This window comes from Marinovum sp. E3, assembly GCF_055755275.1.
Genome location: NZ_JBVTQV010000002.1, coordinates 192,945 through 210,599 on the forward strand (window position 1 = coordinate 192,945; position 17,655 = coordinate 210,599).

General features: G+C 64.8%; 17 protein-coding genes. 5 read left to right on the forward strand and 12 right to left on the reverse strand.

The genetic code is table 11. The annotated features are described in order from the left end of the window. The first annotated feature begins 106 nt into the window (after window positions 1-106). From AC0J5K_RS18340 to pta, 4 genes are all read left to right on the forward strand, one after another. A complete protein-coding gene (locus AC0J5K_RS18340; RefSeq protein ID WP_274563839.1) occupies window positions 107-1,714 on the forward strand; it encodes a GMC family oxidoreductase in 1,608 nt (535 codons plus the stop codon). Between the two features lie 49 nt (window positions 1,715-1,763). Continuing rightward, a complete protein-coding gene (gene xsc, locus AC0J5K_RS18345; protein ID WP_274563841.1) occupies window positions 1,764-3,545 on the forward strand; it encodes a sulfoacetaldehyde acetyltransferase in 1,782 nt (593 codons plus the stop codon). A gap of 103 nt (window positions 3,546-3,648) precedes the next feature. Further along, the gene (locus tag AC0J5K_RS18350; protein ID WP_048534841.1) at window positions 3,649-4,680 is read left to right on the forward strand and encodes a YeiH family protein; all 1,032 of its coding nucleotides are present in this window, start codon (window positions 3,649-3,651) and stop codon (window positions 4,678-4,680) included. 11 nt (window positions 4,681-4,691) lie between these two features. Further along, a complete protein-coding gene (gene pta, locus AC0J5K_RS18355; RefSeq protein ID WP_274563843.1) occupies window positions 4,692-5,696 on the forward strand; it encodes a phosphate acetyltransferase in 1,005 nt (334 codons plus the stop codon). Window positions 5,697-5,733: 37 nt separating this feature from the next. On the opposite strand, the gene AC0J5K_RS18360 is transcribed toward pta, so the two are convergent. The 3 genes from AC0J5K_RS18360 to AC0J5K_RS18370 form a co-directional block, all read right to left on the reverse strand. Further along, a complete protein-coding gene (locus AC0J5K_RS18360) occupies window positions 5,734-6,237 on the reverse strand; it encodes a YkgB family protein (protein WP_274563845.1) in 504 nt (167 codons plus the stop codon). Between the two features lie 81 nt (window positions 6,238-6,318). Beyond that, entirely contained in the window at window positions 6,319-6,798 is a 480-nt protein-coding gene (locus AC0J5K_RS18365) for a membrane protein (RefSeq protein WP_048534628.1), read from the reverse strand. Window positions 6,799-6,863: 65 nt separating this feature from the next. After that, window positions 6,864-7,571: a spondin domain-containing protein gene (locus AC0J5K_RS18370; protein ID WP_083416100.1), complete on the reverse strand. Its 708-nt coding sequence runs from the start codon at window positions 7,569-7,571 to the stop codon at window positions 6,864-6,866. A 131-nt stretch (window positions 7,572-7,702) separates the two neighbouring features. Here AC0J5K_RS18370 and AC0J5K_RS18375 point away from each other — a divergent pair, with 131 nt between their 5' ends. Then, window positions 7,703-8,602: an AraC family transcriptional regulator gene (locus AC0J5K_RS18375; RefSeq protein WP_274563849.1), complete on the forward strand. Its 900-nt coding sequence runs from the start codon at window positions 7,703-7,705 to the stop codon at window positions 8,600-8,602. A 144-nt stretch (window positions 8,603-8,746) separates the two neighbouring features. Here AC0J5K_RS18375 and hypE read toward each other — a convergent pair whose 3' ends face one another. The 9 genes from hypE to AC0J5K_RS18420 all read right to left on the reverse strand — a co-directional run bounded on the left by hypE (window position 8,747) and on the right by AC0J5K_RS18420 (window position 17,655). Further along, window positions 8,747-9,793 carry a hydrogenase expression/formation protein HypE gene (gene hypE / locus AC0J5K_RS18380; RefSeq protein ID WP_274563851.1) on the reverse strand — a complete coding sequence of 349 codons (1,047 nt, stop codon included), beginning with the start codon at window positions 9,791-9,793 and terminating at the stop codon, window positions 8,747-8,749. Next, a complete protein-coding gene (gene hypD / locus AC0J5K_RS18385; RefSeq protein WP_274563853.1) occupies window positions 9,786-10,919 on the reverse strand; it encodes a hydrogenase formation protein HypD in 1,134 nt (377 codons plus the stop codon). Before hypD ends, hypE begins: the two co-directional genes overlap by 8 nt. Then, on the reverse strand, window positions 10,916-11,194 hold the full coding sequence (locus tag AC0J5K_RS18390) for a HypC/HybG/HupF family hydrogenase formation chaperone (protein ID WP_274563855.1): 279 nt from the start codon (window positions 11,192-11,194) through the stop codon (window positions 10,916-10,918). The genes hypD and AC0J5K_RS18390 overlap by 4 nt, the downstream gene beginning before the upstream one ends. A gap of 3 nt (window positions 11,195-11,197) precedes the next feature. Then, a complete protein-coding gene (hypF, locus tag AC0J5K_RS18395) occupies window positions 11,198-13,537 on the reverse strand; it encodes a carbamoyltransferase HypF (RefSeq protein ID WP_274563857.1) in 2,340 nt (779 codons plus the stop codon). Beyond that, window positions 13,534-14,037 carry a hydrogenase maturation protease gene (locus AC0J5K_RS18400; RefSeq protein WP_274563859.1) on the reverse strand — a complete coding sequence of 168 codons (504 nt, stop codon included), beginning with the start codon at window positions 14,035-14,037 and terminating at the stop codon, window positions 13,534-13,536. The genes hypF and AC0J5K_RS18400 overlap by 4 nt, the downstream gene beginning before the upstream one ends. Continuing rightward, window positions 14,038-14,751, reverse strand: coding sequence for a Rieske (2Fe-2S) protein (locus AC0J5K_RS18405; RefSeq protein ID WP_274563860.1), 714 nt, complete (start codon window positions 14,749-14,751; stop codon window positions 14,038-14,040). A gap of 3 nt (window positions 14,752-14,754) precedes the next feature. After that, the gene (locus AC0J5K_RS18410) at window positions 14,755-15,129 is read right to left on the reverse strand and encodes a hypothetical protein (RefSeq protein WP_274563861.1); all 375 of its coding nucleotides are present in this window, start codon (window positions 15,127-15,129) and stop codon (window positions 14,755-14,757) included. Beyond that, window positions 15,126-15,698, reverse strand: coding sequence for a hypothetical protein (locus AC0J5K_RS18415; protein ID WP_371398945.1), 573 nt, complete (start codon window positions 15,696-15,698; stop codon window positions 15,126-15,128). The genes AC0J5K_RS18410 and AC0J5K_RS18415 overlap by 4 nt, the downstream gene beginning before the upstream one ends. Before the next feature lie 76 nt (window positions 15,699-15,774). Then, window positions 15,775-17,655: a nickel-dependent hydrogenase large subunit gene (locus AC0J5K_RS18420; RefSeq protein ID WP_274563865.1), complete on the reverse strand. Its 1,881-nt coding sequence runs from the start codon at window positions 17,653-17,655 to the stop codon at window positions 15,775-15,777.

Genomic DNA, 17,655 nt, shown 5'->3' on the forward strand with positions numbered 1-17,655 from the left:
TAAATCAGCATTATTGAGACTTGTGGTATCATTTTTAATCATTTATGCAAGGTGGCGCAAGGGAAACTTGCTCAGCGAATTTCAGGGCTTTTGGAGGACCCGCTCGATGCAGACAAAGCAGGCCGATTACATCGTTGTAGGTGGGGGTTCGGCCGGGTGCGTGCTGGCGAATCGCCTGAGCAGGGACCCGGCGAATCGCGTCGTGCTGCTGGAAGCCGGGCCGCGGGACTGGAACCCGTGGATCCATGTGCCGGTGGGTTACTTCAAGACAATGCACAACCCGAGCGTGGACTGGTGCTACCGTACCGAGAAGGACAAGGGGCTGAATGGCCGGTCAATCGACTGGCCGCGTGGCAAGGTGCTGGGCGGATCGTCCTCGCTGAACGGGCTGCTCTATGTGCGCGGCCAGGCCGAGGATTACGACCGCTGGCGCCAGATGGGCAACGAGGGTTGGGGCTGGGACGATGTCCTGCCGCTTTTCAAACGCTCGGAAAACCAGGAGCGCGGGCCGGACGACTTTCATGGCACCGGCGGCGAGCTTTCGGTCTCGAACATGCGACTGCAACGCCCGATCTGCGATGCATGGGTCGCCGCGGCGCAGAACGCGGGTTACCCGTTCAACCCCGACTACAATGGCGCCTCGCAGGAAGGGGTGGGCTATTTCCAGTTGACCACCCGCAAGGGCCGGCGGTGCAGTTCCGCCGTGGCCTTCCTCAACCCGGCGCGCAAGCGCTCCAATCTCGAGATTGTCACCAAGGCCCAGGTAAGCCGTGTCATCGTGGAAGAGGGCCGCGCCACCGGGGTCCGCTATTTCGACGGGTCGGGGCAGGAGCGGACCGTCACCTGCACGCGCGAGGTGGTGTTGTCCTCGGGGGCCATCGGCTCGCCTCAGATCCTGATGCTCTCGGGGATCGGCGAGGGTGAGCAGTTGAAGGCCAACGGCATCGAGGTGATCCGCGACCTGCCCGCCGTGGGCAAGAACATGCAGGACCACTTGCAGGCCCGGCTAGTCTTCAAATGCAACGAACCGACGCTGAACGACGAGGTTCGCTCGCTCTTCAATCAGGCGCGGATCGCCGCAAAATACGCGCTGTTCCGCTCCGGACCGATGACCATGGCGGCAAGCCTTGCCGTCGGCTTCATGAAGACCGGGCCGCATGCGGACACGCCGGACATCCAGTTCCACGTTCAGCCCTGGTCTGCGGACAGCCCCGGCGAAGGGGTGCATCCCTTCTCGGCCTTCACCATGTCGGTCTGTCAGCTCCGCCCCGAAAGCCGTGGCGAGATCGTGCTGAACGGCAACGACCCGCGCAGCTATCCCAAGATCAACCCGAATTACCTGGCCACCGAACTGGACTGCCGCACCATTGTCGACGGTGTCAGGATCGCCCGGAGGATTGCACGCGAGGACCCGCTGAATGCCAAGATTGCCGAGGAATTCCGCCCCACCAAGGAACTCGACCTCGACGATTACGACGGCACGCTGGACTGGGCACGCAGCAATTCCTCGTCGATCTATCACCCGACAGGCACCTGCAAGATGGGGCAAGGGCCGGGAACGGTGGTGGATGCGCGTCTCAGGGTACATGGCATCCGCGGCCTGCGCGTGGCGGATTGCTCGATCATGCCCGAGATCGTCAGCGGCAATACCAACGCTCCCGCCATCATGATCGGCGAGAAGGCCAGCGACATGATCCTCTCGGATCGCGCCTGACCCGCCCTTACACTTTCAACCCCTCACCAATTCACCCAGGAGAAACGCCATGAAAATGACGACAGAAGAAGCCTTCGTGAAAGTGCTGCAAATGCACGGGATCGAAAATGCCTTCGGGATCATCGGCTCGGCCATGATGCCGATTTCCGATCTGTTCCCGGCGGCCGGAATCCAGTTTTTCGATTGTGCCCATGAATGCAACGCGGGGATGATTGCCGACGGCTACACCCGCGCCACCGGCAAGATGTCGATGATGGTGGCACAGAACGGCCCCGGGATCACCAGCCTGGTGACCCCGATCAAGACCGCCTACTGGAACCACACGCCGCTGCTGATCGTGACGCCGCAGGCAGCGAACAAGACCATCGGCCAGGGCGGTTTCCAGGAAGTCGAGCAGATGGCGCTTCTGGAGGACATGGTGGCCTATCAGGAAGAGGTGCGCGACCCGAGCCGGATGGCCGAAGTGCTGAACCGCGTGATCCTGCAAGCCAAACGCGCCAGCGCGCCGGCACAGATCAACATCCCCCGCGATTACTGGACGCAGGTAATCGACATCGAGCTGCCGGCGATCGTCGAGTTTGAACGCCCCTCGGGAGGCGAAGAGGCCGTGGCCCGGGCCGCGGAGCTGCTGTCATCCGCGAAATTCCCGGTCATCCTGAACGGCGCCGGCGTGGTGATCGGCGGGGCCATCGAGGATTCCAAGGCGCTGGCCGAACGGTTGGAGGCGCCGGTCTGCTGCGGCTACCAGCACAATGACGCCTTCCCCGGCTCCCACCCGCTGTCGGTCGGCCCGCTGGGCTACAACGGCTCGAAAGCCGCGATGGAGCTGATTTCCAAGGCTGATGTGGTGCTGGCGCTCGGCACCCGGCTCAACCCGTTCTCGACCTTGCCGGGCTATGGCATCGACTATTGGCCCAAGGACGCCAAGATCATCCAGGTCGACATCAACCCTGACCGGATCGGCCTGACCAAACCGGTGACCGTCGGCATCGTCGGTGATGCGAAGAAGGTGGCAAAGGGCATCCTGGCGCGGCTTTCGGATGACGCCGGCGACGCCGGCCGTAGCGCGCGCAAGACGCTGATCTCGGAAACCAAGTCGCGGTGGGCCCAGGAACTGACCTCGATGGACCACGAGGACGACGATCCCGGCACCACCTGGAACGAGCGTGCGCGCAGCCGCGAGCCGGAAAAGATGTCGCCCCGCATGGCCTGGCGCGCGATCCAGCAGGCGCTGCCGAAAGAGGCGATCATCTCGTCCGACATCGGCAACAACTGCGCCATCGGCAATGCCTATCCGACTTTCGAGGAAGGGCGCAAATACCTCGCCCCCGGGCTCTTCGGCCCGTGCGGCTACGGCTTCCCGGCGATTGTCGGCGCCAAGATCGGCCGCCCGGACGTGCCGGTGGTGGGCTTTGCCGGTGACGGCGCCTTCGGCATCTCGATGAACGAGATGGTCTCGGTCAGCCGCGACGACTGGCCGCCGGTCACCATGGTCATCTTCCGCAACTACCAATGGGGCGCGGAAAAGCGCAACACCACGCTCTGGTTCGACGACAATTTCGTCGGCACCGAGCTGGCGCTGGACGTGAACTATGCCGGTATCGCCAAGGCCTGCGGTGTCGAGGGGGTCCAGGTTTCGTCGATGGACGAACTGACCGACGCGCTGAACACCGCCGTCCGGGCGCAGATGAAGGAAGGCAAGACCACCTTCATCGAAGTGCTGCTGAACCAGGAGCTGGGCGAGCCCTTCCGCCGCGACGCGATGAAGAAACCCGTGTCGGTGGCCGGGATCAGCCGCGACGACATGCGTCCGCAGCCGATGGCCAGCTAAGGCAACCGGACACCGGGGCGGCATTTGCGGCCCCGGTGTCCGGCGCCCGCCGGGGCATTTCCTCCCGCCGAGGTGGGCGCTTTCTCAAAAAAGGGTGATGACGATGCAGGCGACAAGCGCATCCAAACGGACGATGGCCGGTCTCGGCGATCTCGTAACCTCCAATGGTCAGGGGTTCCTGGTCGCCGCGGTGGTCGCGGTGGCGGCGCAATTCCTGTCGGACCATTACGGCGCGCCGGCGATGCTGATGGCGCTGCTGCTGGGCATCGCATTCCATTTCCTCTCCGAGGAAGGCGCCTGCAAGCCGGGGATCGATTTCACCGCCCGCACCGTGTTGCGGTTCGGCGTGGCGCTTCTGGGGGCGCGGATTTCGGTCGAACTGATCGTGGGGCTCGGGCCGCAACTCATCTTCGTGGTGATCGCCGCGGTGATCCTGACCCTTCTCTTCGGTCTTGCCGCCGCGCGGCTTCTGGGCCGCGGCTGGCGCTTCGGCCTTCTGACCGGCGGCTCTGTGGCGATCTGCGGCGCTTCGGCCGCCATGGCGATCTCGGCCGTGCTGCCCAAGAACGAACATTCCGAACGCAACCTGATCTTTACCGTGCTCTCGGTCACCGTGCTGTCGACGGTGGCGATGATCGCCTATCCGATCCTGACCGACACCTTTGCCTTCAACGACGAGGTCTCGGGCGTCTTCCTCGGCGGCACCATCCACGATGTTGCCCAGGTGGTCGGCGCCGGCTTCTCGGTCTCGGATGAGGCGGGCGAGGTGGCGACACTGGTCAAGCTGATCCGCGTGGCGATGCTGGCGCCGGTCGTGCTGGTGATCTCGGTGCTGGTGCGCCGCAATTTCGCCAGCGAGATGGACGGCAAGCGCCCGCCGGTCCTGCCGGTTTTTGTCATCGGCTTCCTGGTCTTCGCGGCGTTCAACTCCTTCGGTCTGATCCCCGATGCGGTGGTCTCCTTCCTGTCCTCGCTCAGCCGCTGGGCGCTGCTGATCTCGATTGCCGCCGTCGGCATGAAGACCTCGCTCAGGCGCATCCTCGATGTCGGCGGTCAGGCGATCGCGCTGATCGTCGCCGAAACCGTCTTTATCGCCGGCTTTGTCCTTCTGGGCGTCGCCGTCCTGGGCCACTGATTGGAGCAGAGATGAAACCGCTAGAAATGCTTTTGAAAAACGCCGCCCGATCACAGAAAAAGATCGTGCTGAGCGAGGGCGGCGATCCGCGTGCGGTGCAGGCGACCGTCGATGCCCGCAAGCAGGGCATCGCCCGGGTGGCGCTGATCGGGCCGGCGGAGGAAATTCGCGCCCGCTTCGCCGCGCTTGGTGTCGCGCCGGACGCGGGTGTCGAAATCCACGATCCCGCCAACTCGCCTCTGATCGGCGAACTGGCCGAGGCCTTTTACCAGCGGCGCAGGCACAAGGGCGTGACACCGGATCAGGCGCTGGCGGCCGCGCGTTCGCCGCATGTCTTCGCCGCGCTTCTCGTCCACGCCGGCCATGCCGATGGCACGGTGGGCGGAGCGGTGGCGACAACCGCCGAAATCGTGCGCACCGCCATCCAGGTGATCGGTCCGGCGCCGGGCGCCAGCCTGGTGTCGAGCTTCTTTCTCATGCTGTTCTGCCAGAGCCACCACATCAAGAAAGGCGCCCATGTCTTCGCCGACAGCGGCCTTGTCGTCGACCCGAATGCCGAGGAAATGGCGCAGATCGCGCTCACCTCGGCACAGTCCTTTGCCGCGCTGACAGGCGACTTGCCGCGCGTCGCGATGTTGTCCTTCTCGACCAGGGGAAGCGCGACCCACACGTCGGTCTCAAAGGTGGTGACCGCCACCGAGATTGCCAGGGCGACCGACCCCGCGTTGCTGATCGACGGCGAGTTGCAATTCGATGCCGCCTTCATCCCCGACGTGGCGGCATCCAAGGCGCGCGATTCAGCCTTGGGCGGCAATGCCAATGTCTTTATCTTTCCCAACCTGGAAAGTGGCAACATCGCCTACAAGATCGCACAGCGAGTCGGTGGGGCGGTGGCCATCGGCCCAGTGCTGCAAGGTCTTGCCAAACCGGCAAACGACCTGTCGCGCGGCTGCTCGTCCGAGGACATCCTGCACATGATCGCGGTCACCGCCGCGCAGGCGGAGCATGGCGCCTAGGTGGTTCACAGCCGGGGCCCCGCGGTGTCCGATGTCGTCACGCCCCTCGTTGCCGGGCGATCGCGGACAGCGATTCGCCCACCACCAGGACCGACGCCGCCAACAGGCCGAAATCCTTCAGCAGAAATTGTCCGGGCATCACGCTGATGGCAGGGAATGTCAGTTCTTCCGGGGCGAATACGCCTTCTGTCGTCAACATGAAGCTGATCGTCGTCAGAAACAGCCCGCAAGAGAACAGGCCGCCGGCGACAGACAGCTTCGGCGAGACGAGCCGACCGGCAATCAGCAGGCCGATGGCGATTTCGAGGATGCCCAGAAAGATCGAGAATCCGCGGAGCGAGAACACGTCATACATCCAGCCGATGACGAAACTGGGCCCCACGAAACTCTCCAGGCCCTTGGCCTCGTATTGCGTGAACTTCATTCCGCCGAACCAGAAGTAGATCAGAACGAGGGCGGCGAAGATGCCGACGATCCCGGCCCTGCTCACCTGAGCGCCGAATTCATCGCGCGCCGGATAGGTCGTGGATTGATCTGTCATTGTATCGCTTCCTTCCAAGTACCTTGCCCGATGCGGATCTCTTGCGCCTCGGTATCGCCCGCGCGTTCCGAGGAGTTCCGCTTACCGGAACGCTGCATAGGCCCAGGCCAGCACGGCGCCAAAGACGAGGTGGCTGGCAATGGTGATGAAGTTCCGCGCCATCGCGAACCAGGGGAACACGGCGGTCATTCCGTAGAAGTTGACGAAATAGACCAGAAGGCCGAACACGACGCCCAAACCAACCAGTGCACCGGTTCCAAGCGCCATGCGGCGCGCGATCAGCACGAAGATGACCGCCAGAACCACGGAAAGAACAAAGTGAACGATCTGACCGGTCAGGAACACACCCATATCGAACGGAGGCGGTGTGCCCTGTTCCGGAAGAACCTCCGGACCCAGAACGATGGCGCCGATCATCGTGGGCGGGCCAAGCGGACTGCCACCGCCCACCACGGCGACGAGGACCATTTCCATGACGATAAAGACAAGGCCGGCGATCAGGCCCGCCAGGATGACCGCCTTCCAGTTGACACCAGTTTGCGCTTCAGTTTCTTCGGCCATCTGTTCACTCCTTGTTCAATGGTGGAACTGCCCGGCCGCTTCGGGGCCGGGCACGCCTGTTTCAGTCAGCTTCCGGGCGCGATGGAAATGCGTGCAACCGGGCCGGACCAGCCATGGGCATCGGTCAGATCCCCAACGCCCTGAATACCGGCGTGTTCCGCGATCACGTTGCCGTCATCGGCGATGTCGTTGATGTTTCCGTCCTCCTCGAACATCACCGGACCCGCCGCGCCGCAGGGATCGACAATCGAATTGGTCAGCTCGTTGTTGACCTCCGAACCGGCGTCATAGGCCGTCGCTTCCATCTCGGTCATCTCACCGGACAGCGGCATGGAATCCACGCCGACGAAGCCGTCGTTGGTACAGATGAGCATGGTCACGATCGACAGGACGTCACCCTCGTTGGCGCTGATCGAAAAACTCGCCTCGTTCGGCGCGTCGGCGCCCATGCGCATGATCGGCGCGTCGATCGCCACGACGTCGGTGATGCCCGAGTCCATCATGCCCTGAAGCATTTCCGATGCCGTCTCCGGCATGCCGTTCTCGGCAATCTCGATGACGCCCTGCGATGGTTCGGCACCGGCCTCGAACAGATGGACGTCCGGACTGTGGGTCACGATCACGCCGGGCGAGAACGGCTGACCCTCGGTCAGGTTGGTGATCGTGACCTCATAGCTGTTCTCTCCTGCCTCGTTCGACATCTGTGCCAGTGCAGAAGACGCCGCCAACGCTGAAATCGAGCAGGCAACGAGGATTGAATGTGCGGTCTTCATGGTTTTTCTCCCAATAGGTTTGCGAGCAATGCGCCTGAAAATAACTGTTGCGCGCGCCGATGGTTGCCTGTGCAATGTGCCTGGGAGTCCGGGTGGCGTGCCCGAGAGTGCAGAACTGACGGGAGGCCGGAATGGACCGCGAAAATCTCTTTCGTCGATTGCGCGTCGAGGTCGAGACCTACGGCTTTTGCGAAGCGCATTCCGGCTGGCGGCTTCGTTTCGAGGCAAGCGAGGCCGCGTCGCTGCATATGTGCTTGTCCGGCCGGGGCCGCATGCGGCTTTCCTCCGGCGTTGGTTTGCCGATGCGGCCCGGCGCGCTGGTGCTTCTTCCGGCCGACACGGAGTACGGCTTCGAAGCCGGCCCGGAAATCGTTTCGGAATGCGACGCCGAACGCGCCTTCCCGGACAATGACGAGAGCCTCAAGCTCTACCGCGCCGGAGACGGCGACGAAGACCCGCTGGTCGTGGCCTGCGGCGAAATCATCCTGGCCAACGACGAGATCGCGGATTTCCTGACCTGGCTGGACGAACCCGTTATTGAGGAGGTTCCCGAACTCATCCCGTCCAGCCACGGCCTTCTGACCCTCTTTTTCGAGTTGCGCGACGGCAGAGAGGTGTCGGTCGCCTTTCTCGAGACACTGCTGAAAGGCCTGCTGATCCGTGCCCTCGACATTCACCCGGACTTGGGAGGTTCGGTTCTGGTCAATCTGCTCGATGCGGCAGACCGCCGTCTTGCGCGGGCGCTTGAACTGATCGTGACGCATCCATCCGACGCCATAACCATCGAAATGCTCACGGCAAACGCAGGCATGAGCCGGACGCTGCTGTTCGAGCACTTCAAGGAAGCCTTCGGCATGTCGCCAATGCGGTTCATCTACGATTTGCGGCTTACCCGCGCCGCACAGATGCTCTCGGGCGGGCCCGGCTCCGTCGGTGAAATCGCCCGTGCAACGGGCTTTCGCAGCCGCAGCCATTTCAACCGCGAGTTCAAACGGAAATACGGTCAAACGCCCGGTCGTTTCCGCGGTTAGTCCATCCGGAGCGGCAAGGTACTGCGGTTCAAAGAACTGAATTCATTTACTTAATTTTCCAAATCTGCTCCACATGCGGACGTGCACCGTGCCGCGGCGCCCTGTGCTTGATCACCAGGAGCCGTGGGGACGGCCGCCACTTGCTCAACATATCCGCGGAAGTTGCTCGCCCTCCAGCATGTCCACCAGCCGGTCTCCGCCAAAGAACGAGGTCATCACCGCACGGCCCTGCGGCGTCGCAACCACTTCGCCGATCTGACAGGCGGCCTCGCCTCCCGATCGCTTGCGCAAGGCGGCGAGCGCGGCCTCTGTTTGCGTCTGGGGGACAGCGGCGACGAAAAGCCCCTCGCAGGCGATGTAGAGCGGGTCGAGACCCAGGATCTCCGATATGCCCCGCACCTCCTCGCGCAGCGGCAGCTTGTCCTCCACGATCCGGCAGCAAGTGCCCGAAGCGGCCGCGAATTCGTTCAGGACCGTGGCAACGCCGCCGCGGGTGGCGTCACGGACCGCGCGGGTGTCCGGCGCGGCCTCGAGCAGCGCCTCGACCAGCTCGCCCAGCGGGCGGCAATCGCTTTGCAACGCGCTGGTCAGCCCGAGATCGCCGCGCGCCGCCATGACCGCCGCACCGTGCTCGCCTAGCGTGGTGTTGACGATCAGCGCGTCGCCCGGGCGAATATGCCGCGCCGCCAGCGACCGGTCTGCCGGAATGGCGCCGATGCCGGCGGTATTGACGAAGATCCGATCCGCCGCGCCACGCGGGACGACCTTGGTGTCACCGGTCACGATCCGGCACCCGGCCTCGGCGGCGGCGGTGGCCATGCTCTCGGCGATCCGGTGCAGATCGGCAAAGGCCAACCCCTCTTCGATAATGACCGAGCAAGTCAGCGCAACCGGTTTGGCTCCGCCGACCACCAGATCGTTGACCGTGCCGCAGACCGCCAGCTTGCCGATGTCGCCGCCGGGAAAAAAGATCGGATCGATCACGAAACTGTCGGTGGTGAAGGCCAGCGTCCCGCCGCCGAAGGCGTCCAGCGCCAGCCGCGCCTGATCTTCCAGCCCGCTCACCCGTGTCTCGCCGAAGGCTTTCAGGAAAATCTCGTCGATCAGGTCGCGCATGGCGCGCCCGCCGGCACCATGGGCCAGCGTCACCGCGTCGCCGCGCAGCCGTCGGGCGCCGCCACCGTCATCCATTGCGCGTGCCGACCAGATCCGTGGCGCCATATTGGTGATAGGCCGCGCAGGCGCCTTCGGAACTGACCATCAGCGCCCCGAGCGGCGTGGCCGGCGTGCATTCCTTGCCGAAGGCGCGGCACATATGCGGTTTCAACTGGCCGCGCACCACCTCGCCGCATTGGCAGATCGCCGGATCGGCGACATCCGCCGGGACCAGCCCGAATTTTCGCTCGGCGTCGAAATCGGCATATGCCGCACGGATGCGGACCCCCGAGCGGTCGATCGCGCCAAGCCCGCGCCAGTCGCAGCTTTCGCGGTCCTCGTAGACTTCGGCCATTGCGCGCAGGGCGGCCGTGTTGCCATCTTCGGGCACGACGCGGGCGTACTGGTTCTCGACCGAGGCGCGGCCTTCGGCCATTTGCTCCAGCACCATCCACAGCGATTGCAGCAGGTCGAGCGGCTCGAAACCGGCAACGACAAATGGTTTGCCATAGTCGTCGGGAATGAACCCATAGCCCCGGTTGCCGATCACCATGCTGACATGACCCGGCCCGATGAACCCGTCGATCAGGCACTGCGGGTCGGACAAAAGCGCCTTCAGCGTCGGAATGATGGTGATGTGCTGGCAGATCATCGAGAAATTTTCCACGCCTTCTTCCGCCGCCTGCAACAGGGTCAGCGCCGTGGACGGCATCGTCGTCTCGAACCCCAGCGCAAAGAACACCACCTCGCGCTCGGGATGGCGCCGGGCAAGCTCGAGCGCGTCCAGCGGCGAATAGACCATGCGCACATCGGCGCCGCGCGCCTTGGCCTCGATCAGCGACCCCTTGGAGCCCGGCACCCGCATCGCATCGCCGAAGGTGGTGAAGATGACCTGTGGCTGCTCGGCCAGCGTCACGCAATCATCAACCCGGCCCATCGGCAAGACACAGACCGGACAGCCGGGGCCGTGCACGAATTCGATGCTGTCGGGCACCAGCTTTTGCAGCCCGTAGCGGAAGATCGAATGGGTGTGGCCGCCGCAGACCTCCATGATGTGCAGCGGACGCCCTTCGGGCATCGGGATGCGATCCAGGGTTCGTTCGATGCGGTTCAGCACCTTTCGGGCCAGCACGGGGTCGCGGAATTCGTCGGCGTATTTCATGGCTGTGCACTTTCCCGCATCGCGGTCAGTTCATCCTGCACCTCGCCCAGTTCATCGAGCACCTCCAGCGTGCGCGCGGCTTCAGCCTCGTCGATGACGCTCATGGCAAAACCGACGTGAAGCAGCACCCATGCGCCGATCAGATCATCCAGCGCATCTGTCTCGGCGATACAGGCGACATTCACCTTGCGGCGGACGCCGGAGACATCGACCACGGCAAGATACTTTTCGGCATCGGTGATTTCGATGATCCGTCCGGGAATGCCAAGGCACATGATCTATCCTCCCCTGTTCTCGGTTTGGTATCTGGCCAGCGCCACGGCAATCTGCCCGAGCGCGAGGCCTCCGTCATTGGCCGGGACTTCCGCATGCTGGCGGACGGTCAGCCCGGCGCCGTCGAGCCGCTCCGCCAGCATAGCGCTCAACAGCCGGTTCTGGAACACGCCGCCGGAAAGAAAGATCGTGTCGCAGCCGGTGTCTGTCGAAAGGCGTGTGACGACTTCCGCCCATATCCGCGCCCAACCAGCATGAAACCGCGCGGCCATCGCGCCGGGAGCCTCCTCCTGCGCGAGATCGGCCGCAATCCGAGGCCAGATCGGCGCGGGGTCGACCTCGATCATGTCGGGTCTGTCCACGATTTCGAAGTGGTAGGGATCGGCGACATTCGTCGTAAGCCAGCCTTCCGCCGCCGCTTGCAAGCGCATCGCCGCTTCGCCTTCGTATGTCTGCCGCGCGACGCAGAGCCCCGCCGCCGCCGCCACAGCGTCGAACAGACGTCCCGCAGAGGAGCTTGCCGGCGTGTTCAGCCCGCTGGCCATCGCCGCAATCAGAGGTTCGGTGGGCTGGCCGCGCAGCCGTTCGCACAGTGCCGCCGGCCAGCTATCGCGCGTGCCGGCCTGGCTCAGCCGCGCCAGCAGGTTCCGCCAAGGCTGTCGGGCCGCCTGGTCACCGCCGGGCAGCGGCGCCGTACGAAGCGTGGCCAGCCGCTTGGCACCGCGATAATCGCAGTGCAGCACTTCGCAACCCCAAAGCGCCCCCGCCTCGCCGATACCGATACCGTCCTGCACCACTGCAAGCACGGGGGCGGTGTCGAGCGGTACGCCATGTTCGACCATGCAGGCCGCCGCGTGGGCGTGGTGATGGCCGACCTCGACCAGCGGGAGCCCGCGTGCGCTGGCCAAGTCCCGCGCGAGGCTGCGCGACCGGTAGCCGGGATGCGGATCGGCGGCGATGACGGCAGGTGACAGGCCGTAGAGGGTTTCGAACAGCTCCAGCGTGCGCAGGAAATCCGCTTCGGTCGCCAGCCCGGAGAGATCGCCTATGTGCTGCGACAGCACCGCCACGCCGCCCTTGGCAAGCCCGAAGGTGTTCTTGATGTCGCCGCCGAAGGCGATCACCTGTGGGTGTGACGCTCCGAACCCCTCGGGCAACGGCAGCGGCCGCGGTGCCAGGCCCCGGCCCCGCCGCAGCGGCCGGGCGCGGCCGGCGGTGACCTGAACGAGGCTGTCATCCACCCGGTTTGCTATGTCGCGATCATGCATCAGGAACAGGTCGGCGAAATCCGCCAGCCGGTCGCGGGCCTCGGCATTTGTCGTCACCTGCGGATCGCCACCGGGATTGCCGGAGGTCATCACCAGCGGAACATCGACGGCCTCCATCAGCATCGCGTGCAGCGGCGAATATGGCAGCATGATTCCCAGCCGGTTCAGACCGGGCGCCAGCCCTTCGGGCAGCGGGCCGCCCGGCAGCATGTCGAGCAGGACGATCGGCGCGGCGGGCGATACCAATGCCGCCGCTTCGGCGTCGTTGACACGGACGAAGGCCTGCGTTGCCGCAAGGTCGCGAACCATCAGCGCGAAGGGTTTGTCCGGCCGGCGTTTGCGGGTGCGCAGCGAGTGGATTGCCGACCGGTCGGTGGCGCCGCAGGCCAGATGGAAGCCGCCGATGCCCTTCAACGCAACGATCCCGCCGCGCGAAAGGCACTCGGCCGCACGGGCAATGGCCCCGGCGCCGATCTCCCGCTGCGTGGCGTCGCCCGCGTGTTCCGCCCAGAGCATGGGTCCGCATTCCGGGCAGGCCGTGGGCTGGGCGTGAAACCGGCGGTCGGCGACGTCGCGATATTCGGCGCGACAGGCGGGACACATGGGGAACCGCGCCATCGTGGTGTTGGCGCGGTCATAGGGCAGCGCCCGCAGGATGGAAAACCGTGGCCCGCAATGGGTGCAGTTCAAGAACACATAGCCATGACGGCGGTCGCCCGGATCGAGCAGTTCGGCGCGGCAGGCATCGCACAGCGCGGCATCGGGCGTGGCGGCGGCATGGACCGCGCCACCCGTGCTGAGTTCAATGGAAAAGTCGCGCGGCGCCGGAGTGCCAAGCGGCGCCGCGTCGATGGCGTCGATCCGGGCAAGCGGAGGCGCATCCCCGGTCAGCCTGTTGCGGAAGTCGGTCAAGGCGGCGCCGGACCCGAAAGCGTCGATCTCGACGCCGGCACCGGTGTTGCGCACAGAACCGGTGATGCCGGCCTTGCCGGCGATGAGATAGACGAAGGGGCGAAACCCCACGCCCTGTACCAGGCCGCGCACCGTGATCCGTTCTGCACCGGGAGCGTCCCTCATTCGGCGGCCTCCCTCCGTTCGAGCGCGACGATCACCTCGAACGCCATGTCAACGGCAGGCATGATCGCGTCATGCATCGCCGGGCTCATCTCTGTGCCGAAGGTGTCGGCCTCGGCGATCTGCGCGGCGACGATGCGCACCAGAGGTGGCAGGGCGCCGACCTCGCGCGCCAGCGTCAGCGCACGCACCGGAGTGGCGTAGTGGATGTCAGCAAAGAAATCGCGACGCTCGCGGTCGGTGAATCCGGCGACATCCGGCAAATCCGGCGCCAGCAGGAAGAGCGTGCCCGGTGTCGCCCCCCGATCGCAGGCATCGAACAAGAGCACGGCGTCGTAGCCTCGCATCAACTCCTGTACTAGATGAATGCCGCCGATGCCGGTCTCGAAGACGGTGACGTAGCCGCGCAGACGAGGATCGGCCCCGGCGGCGCAGGCGGCAAGAACGCCAAAGCCGTCGTCGCCCTTCAATTCGTTCCCGACTCCGGCGACGAGTACCCGCATCTACATCGCCGCCAGCGAGGGCGTGAACGGCATCCCGAAGCCGATCAGCACGCGGTCATGGTCGCGGCGCACCGGCCGACAATCGAGCGGTGCGCCGCCGCCCATCCGCGCGCCACTGCGGATGTCGTAGAGGCAGCCGGGCGCAGCAGGACAGGCCCAGGCATACCCGTTCAGGGTGCCCTCCCGCATCCCGGCACCGTGTTCGCCACAGACCCCTGCGAAGGCGAACAGATCACCCCCGGCACGGGCCAGCACATATGTCCCCTCCTCCATGCGGCACACCGCGAATTCGCCATCGGCGGGCGCGGCGTCCACCGGCGCAGGCGACCAATGCGGCGGCGTGTCGGCGGGATCGGCAGAGACGCCCGCGTCGTCCTGCGGCAGGAAATCCCAGACCTTCCGGCATCCCGGCGTTTCCGGCGGCAACAAGTCGTACATCCCCATCAGCGTATGAATGGCGGGATCGGTGATCACCTGTTCCAGCACGCCTTCCTTGAACAGCCGCACCAGCCGGTGCATGGCTTCGCGGTGGATGGCATCGATCCCCGCAAGCGCCGCCCGGACGTCCTCGCGCGGCTTCTCGTCCGCCTCGTCGAGCGCGGCCAGCGCATCGCCAGTCGCCGCCACCAGCGCCTCCCATTCTTCATTGGACCGATAGCCCACAAGTTCTTGCGGGGCGTCGTCCTTCAGGTTCGGGGGGGCGCCGGACGTCATCGCTCAGCCATGCGCATGATTGTGGTGATCATGCGTCGGGTCGTCGCAAGGCTCGTCGCCGTCGCAGCAGCCGGCGTTGCATTCGCCGTGACTGGCCTGCTGTAACTCGGTGAAAGTCTCGAAGAACATGCGCCCGGCCTTGCGCCGCCCCGTGGCGGTGAAGACATAGGCGCCGCCGTCACGCCGGAGATCGCCCGCCTCCGCCAGCCGCTCGAAAGTTTTCGCGACATCGCCCTCGCCGCTCTTCAGAAATGGCAGGACGGCCAGCGGCGTGAAGCTCTCGCCAAAACCTTCGCCCTGATACCAGTAGCAGATTTGCAGCACATCCTCCTGTTCGATCAGCCGGTCGAGCGCTTGTGCATCGGTGTCTCGGGTCATTGACTCTGCCTCCGGGGCGCGGGTCCGGTGGTGGTGGCGTGATGAAAGGACGTCACCGGAACCAGATCCGCCGCCTGTTTCAATCCGGCCAAATCTCTGTCGTCGCCCCTGGCCAGACGTGTTGCCGTGGCGGCCAGCCGGGCGATCGTCAGCGCGGGATCGAAACCGAGGCCCCGCACCAGGGAAGCGGACGAGAGCTTCCGGGTTTCCGCCATGACCATCGTGCCAAAGGTCCCGGCCGGCAACTCTGCTTCCACAGTGTAGCACTTCGTCGGCCAGATGCCGAATTTTTCGCCGATCATCAGCGTGTTTTCCAGATCCACCACGCCGGTGACCGCTTCATAAATGCGTTCCTGCATCGCGGCATCCGGCAAGCAGCCACCCGACCAGCGCCAGGCCCTGACCCGGCCCGGGCAGGCGCAGACCGAGGCCGCGCCCACCAGGACGATGCGGTCCGGCAGGTCCGCACCCATGTCCTCGAATTGCTGCACGATGTGGATCGGGCTCCAGGTCATGTTGCGCAGCGACACCTCCGGCATTCCGGCGCAGCGAACCTCCAGCTCGGCCATCAGCCGCGGTCCCAGCGGATAGGGGTCGAGCACCGGCGTGAAGCCGACGACGCCGATGATCGTTGTGGCGGCGGGCTCAGTCGATGCCGCAGGCACAGGTGGTTACCTCGCGCGTGACCACGCGGTCCGATCCTTCGACCATGACATGCGTGGTGCAGGGCATGCAGGGGTCGAAGGATCGGATCGCGCGCAATATGTCGATCCCCTGAAAGTCACTTTCTCCCTTGAAGTTGCTTTCGACGATGGCGGTGTTCAGCACCGCGCGCTCATAGGGTCCGGGCTCGCCCCAGGGCGTGCGCGGGCAGGCGTTGATGGTCGAGGGCGTGACGATCTGGTAGTTCGCAAGCAGGCCATCCTTGATTTCGCAATGATGAGAAAGGAAGCCGCGCCCCGCGCCCCAGAAGCCGACGCCAATGGAATGACCGCTCTGGGGGATCTCGAACGGCGTCGCGACCTTGGTTTCGCCGGCCTTCACCAGATCCATCGCGCGGGTCAGGTTTTCCATGGTCACCATCAAGTTGAAGGCCACGGCATAGGCGCGCGCGCGGTTGCGCTCAAAGGCGTTCCAGATCTCGGGCGGTTTCCATTCGAAAGTTCGCTCGGGACGTTCCTCGCCCTTGGGGACGCGCAGGATCAGGCTGTGGCCGGTCGATTGCACGAACGCCGATTGCGGCAGCTTGCCGGACACCGCCGACAGGTAGACCCGGGCATAGGCGCCGGCCTCGAAGGTGCGGCGGTCCCAGGTCGGCGTGGTGGCCCAGGAATAGCGCTCCTTCCAGTTCTGCGACCCGGGGCGCGGAATCGTCGTCTTGTTCCAGGGGTGGTTCGGCGACAGCGGGTTGCCGGCGGGATCGGTCTTGAACGGGTAGTCGTCCCACGTCTCATAGTAGGAATGTTCGACGAACTCCTCGAGTCCGACGTTGATGTCGGTCAACCGGTTGGTCACCAGCTTGCCGCCCACCAGAACACCGGGGGTCGACCAGCGCTCCTGCCCCCAGGCATTGCAGTTGGCATAGGTCGCGTCGTAGTGGTCCTCATGGTCCCACTGGCCCAGATCGACCATCGTGGCATCGAGCCGTCCGCAGTCGAGATAACGCGGATCGGCCTCGAGGAAGAAATCGAACACGTCGTCCCAGATGCCGATGCATTTCTTCGAATAGTCGAAGAACTTGATCATGCGCATGTAGAATTCGTTCAGTACCGAGATGTCGACGAAGGTGGTCACGCCGCCGGGAATGATGGTTTCGGGATGCGGATACTTGCCGCCCAGCAGAACATAGGCCTCGCGTGCCACGCGCGTCATTTGTAGCGCTTCGAGATAGAGCTTACCGGTCAGCGGGTTCAGATCGTGCAGGATATCGCCGATGGTGGCGTAGCCGTGCAGCTCCTTGTGTTTCGCGGGTGCGCCCTCGGCCCTTGTCCAAATCTCGGGGTTGGTCTGCTTGACCAGGCTTTCCGAAAAATCCGGCCCCGCCAGCACGAAGAGATGCAGCGGGTTGTCGTAGAGATATTCGCAGCTTAAGAGCAGATTGCGCACCACGATGCCCAGCGGCGGCGGCTTGATGCCAAGCGCCATTTCCACCGACAGCGCAGAGGCGGTCGAATGCACGCCGCCGCAGACGCCACAGGCGCGGGACGAAATGAAGGCCGCATCACGGGGGTCGCGGCCGCGCAGGATCACCTCGTAGCCGCGAAACAGCGTCGCCATCGAATTGGTGTCGCGCACCCGGCCCTGCTCCAGATCCACGGTCGAATGGAAGGCCAGCGCGCCGGCCACCCGCGTCACCGGATCGTAATCGACATCGACAAGCTGGCCGTTCTTGTTGGCCAGCTCCTTCAGCTTGGCGTCGCGTTCCTCGGGGGTGCGGGTCTGGTAGTCGTAGGGGTTCTTCACCCCTTGCTTCAGGAAGGCGTTGCCGTTTTCGTCGAACTCGACCGGCAGGTTCTCGAAACACAT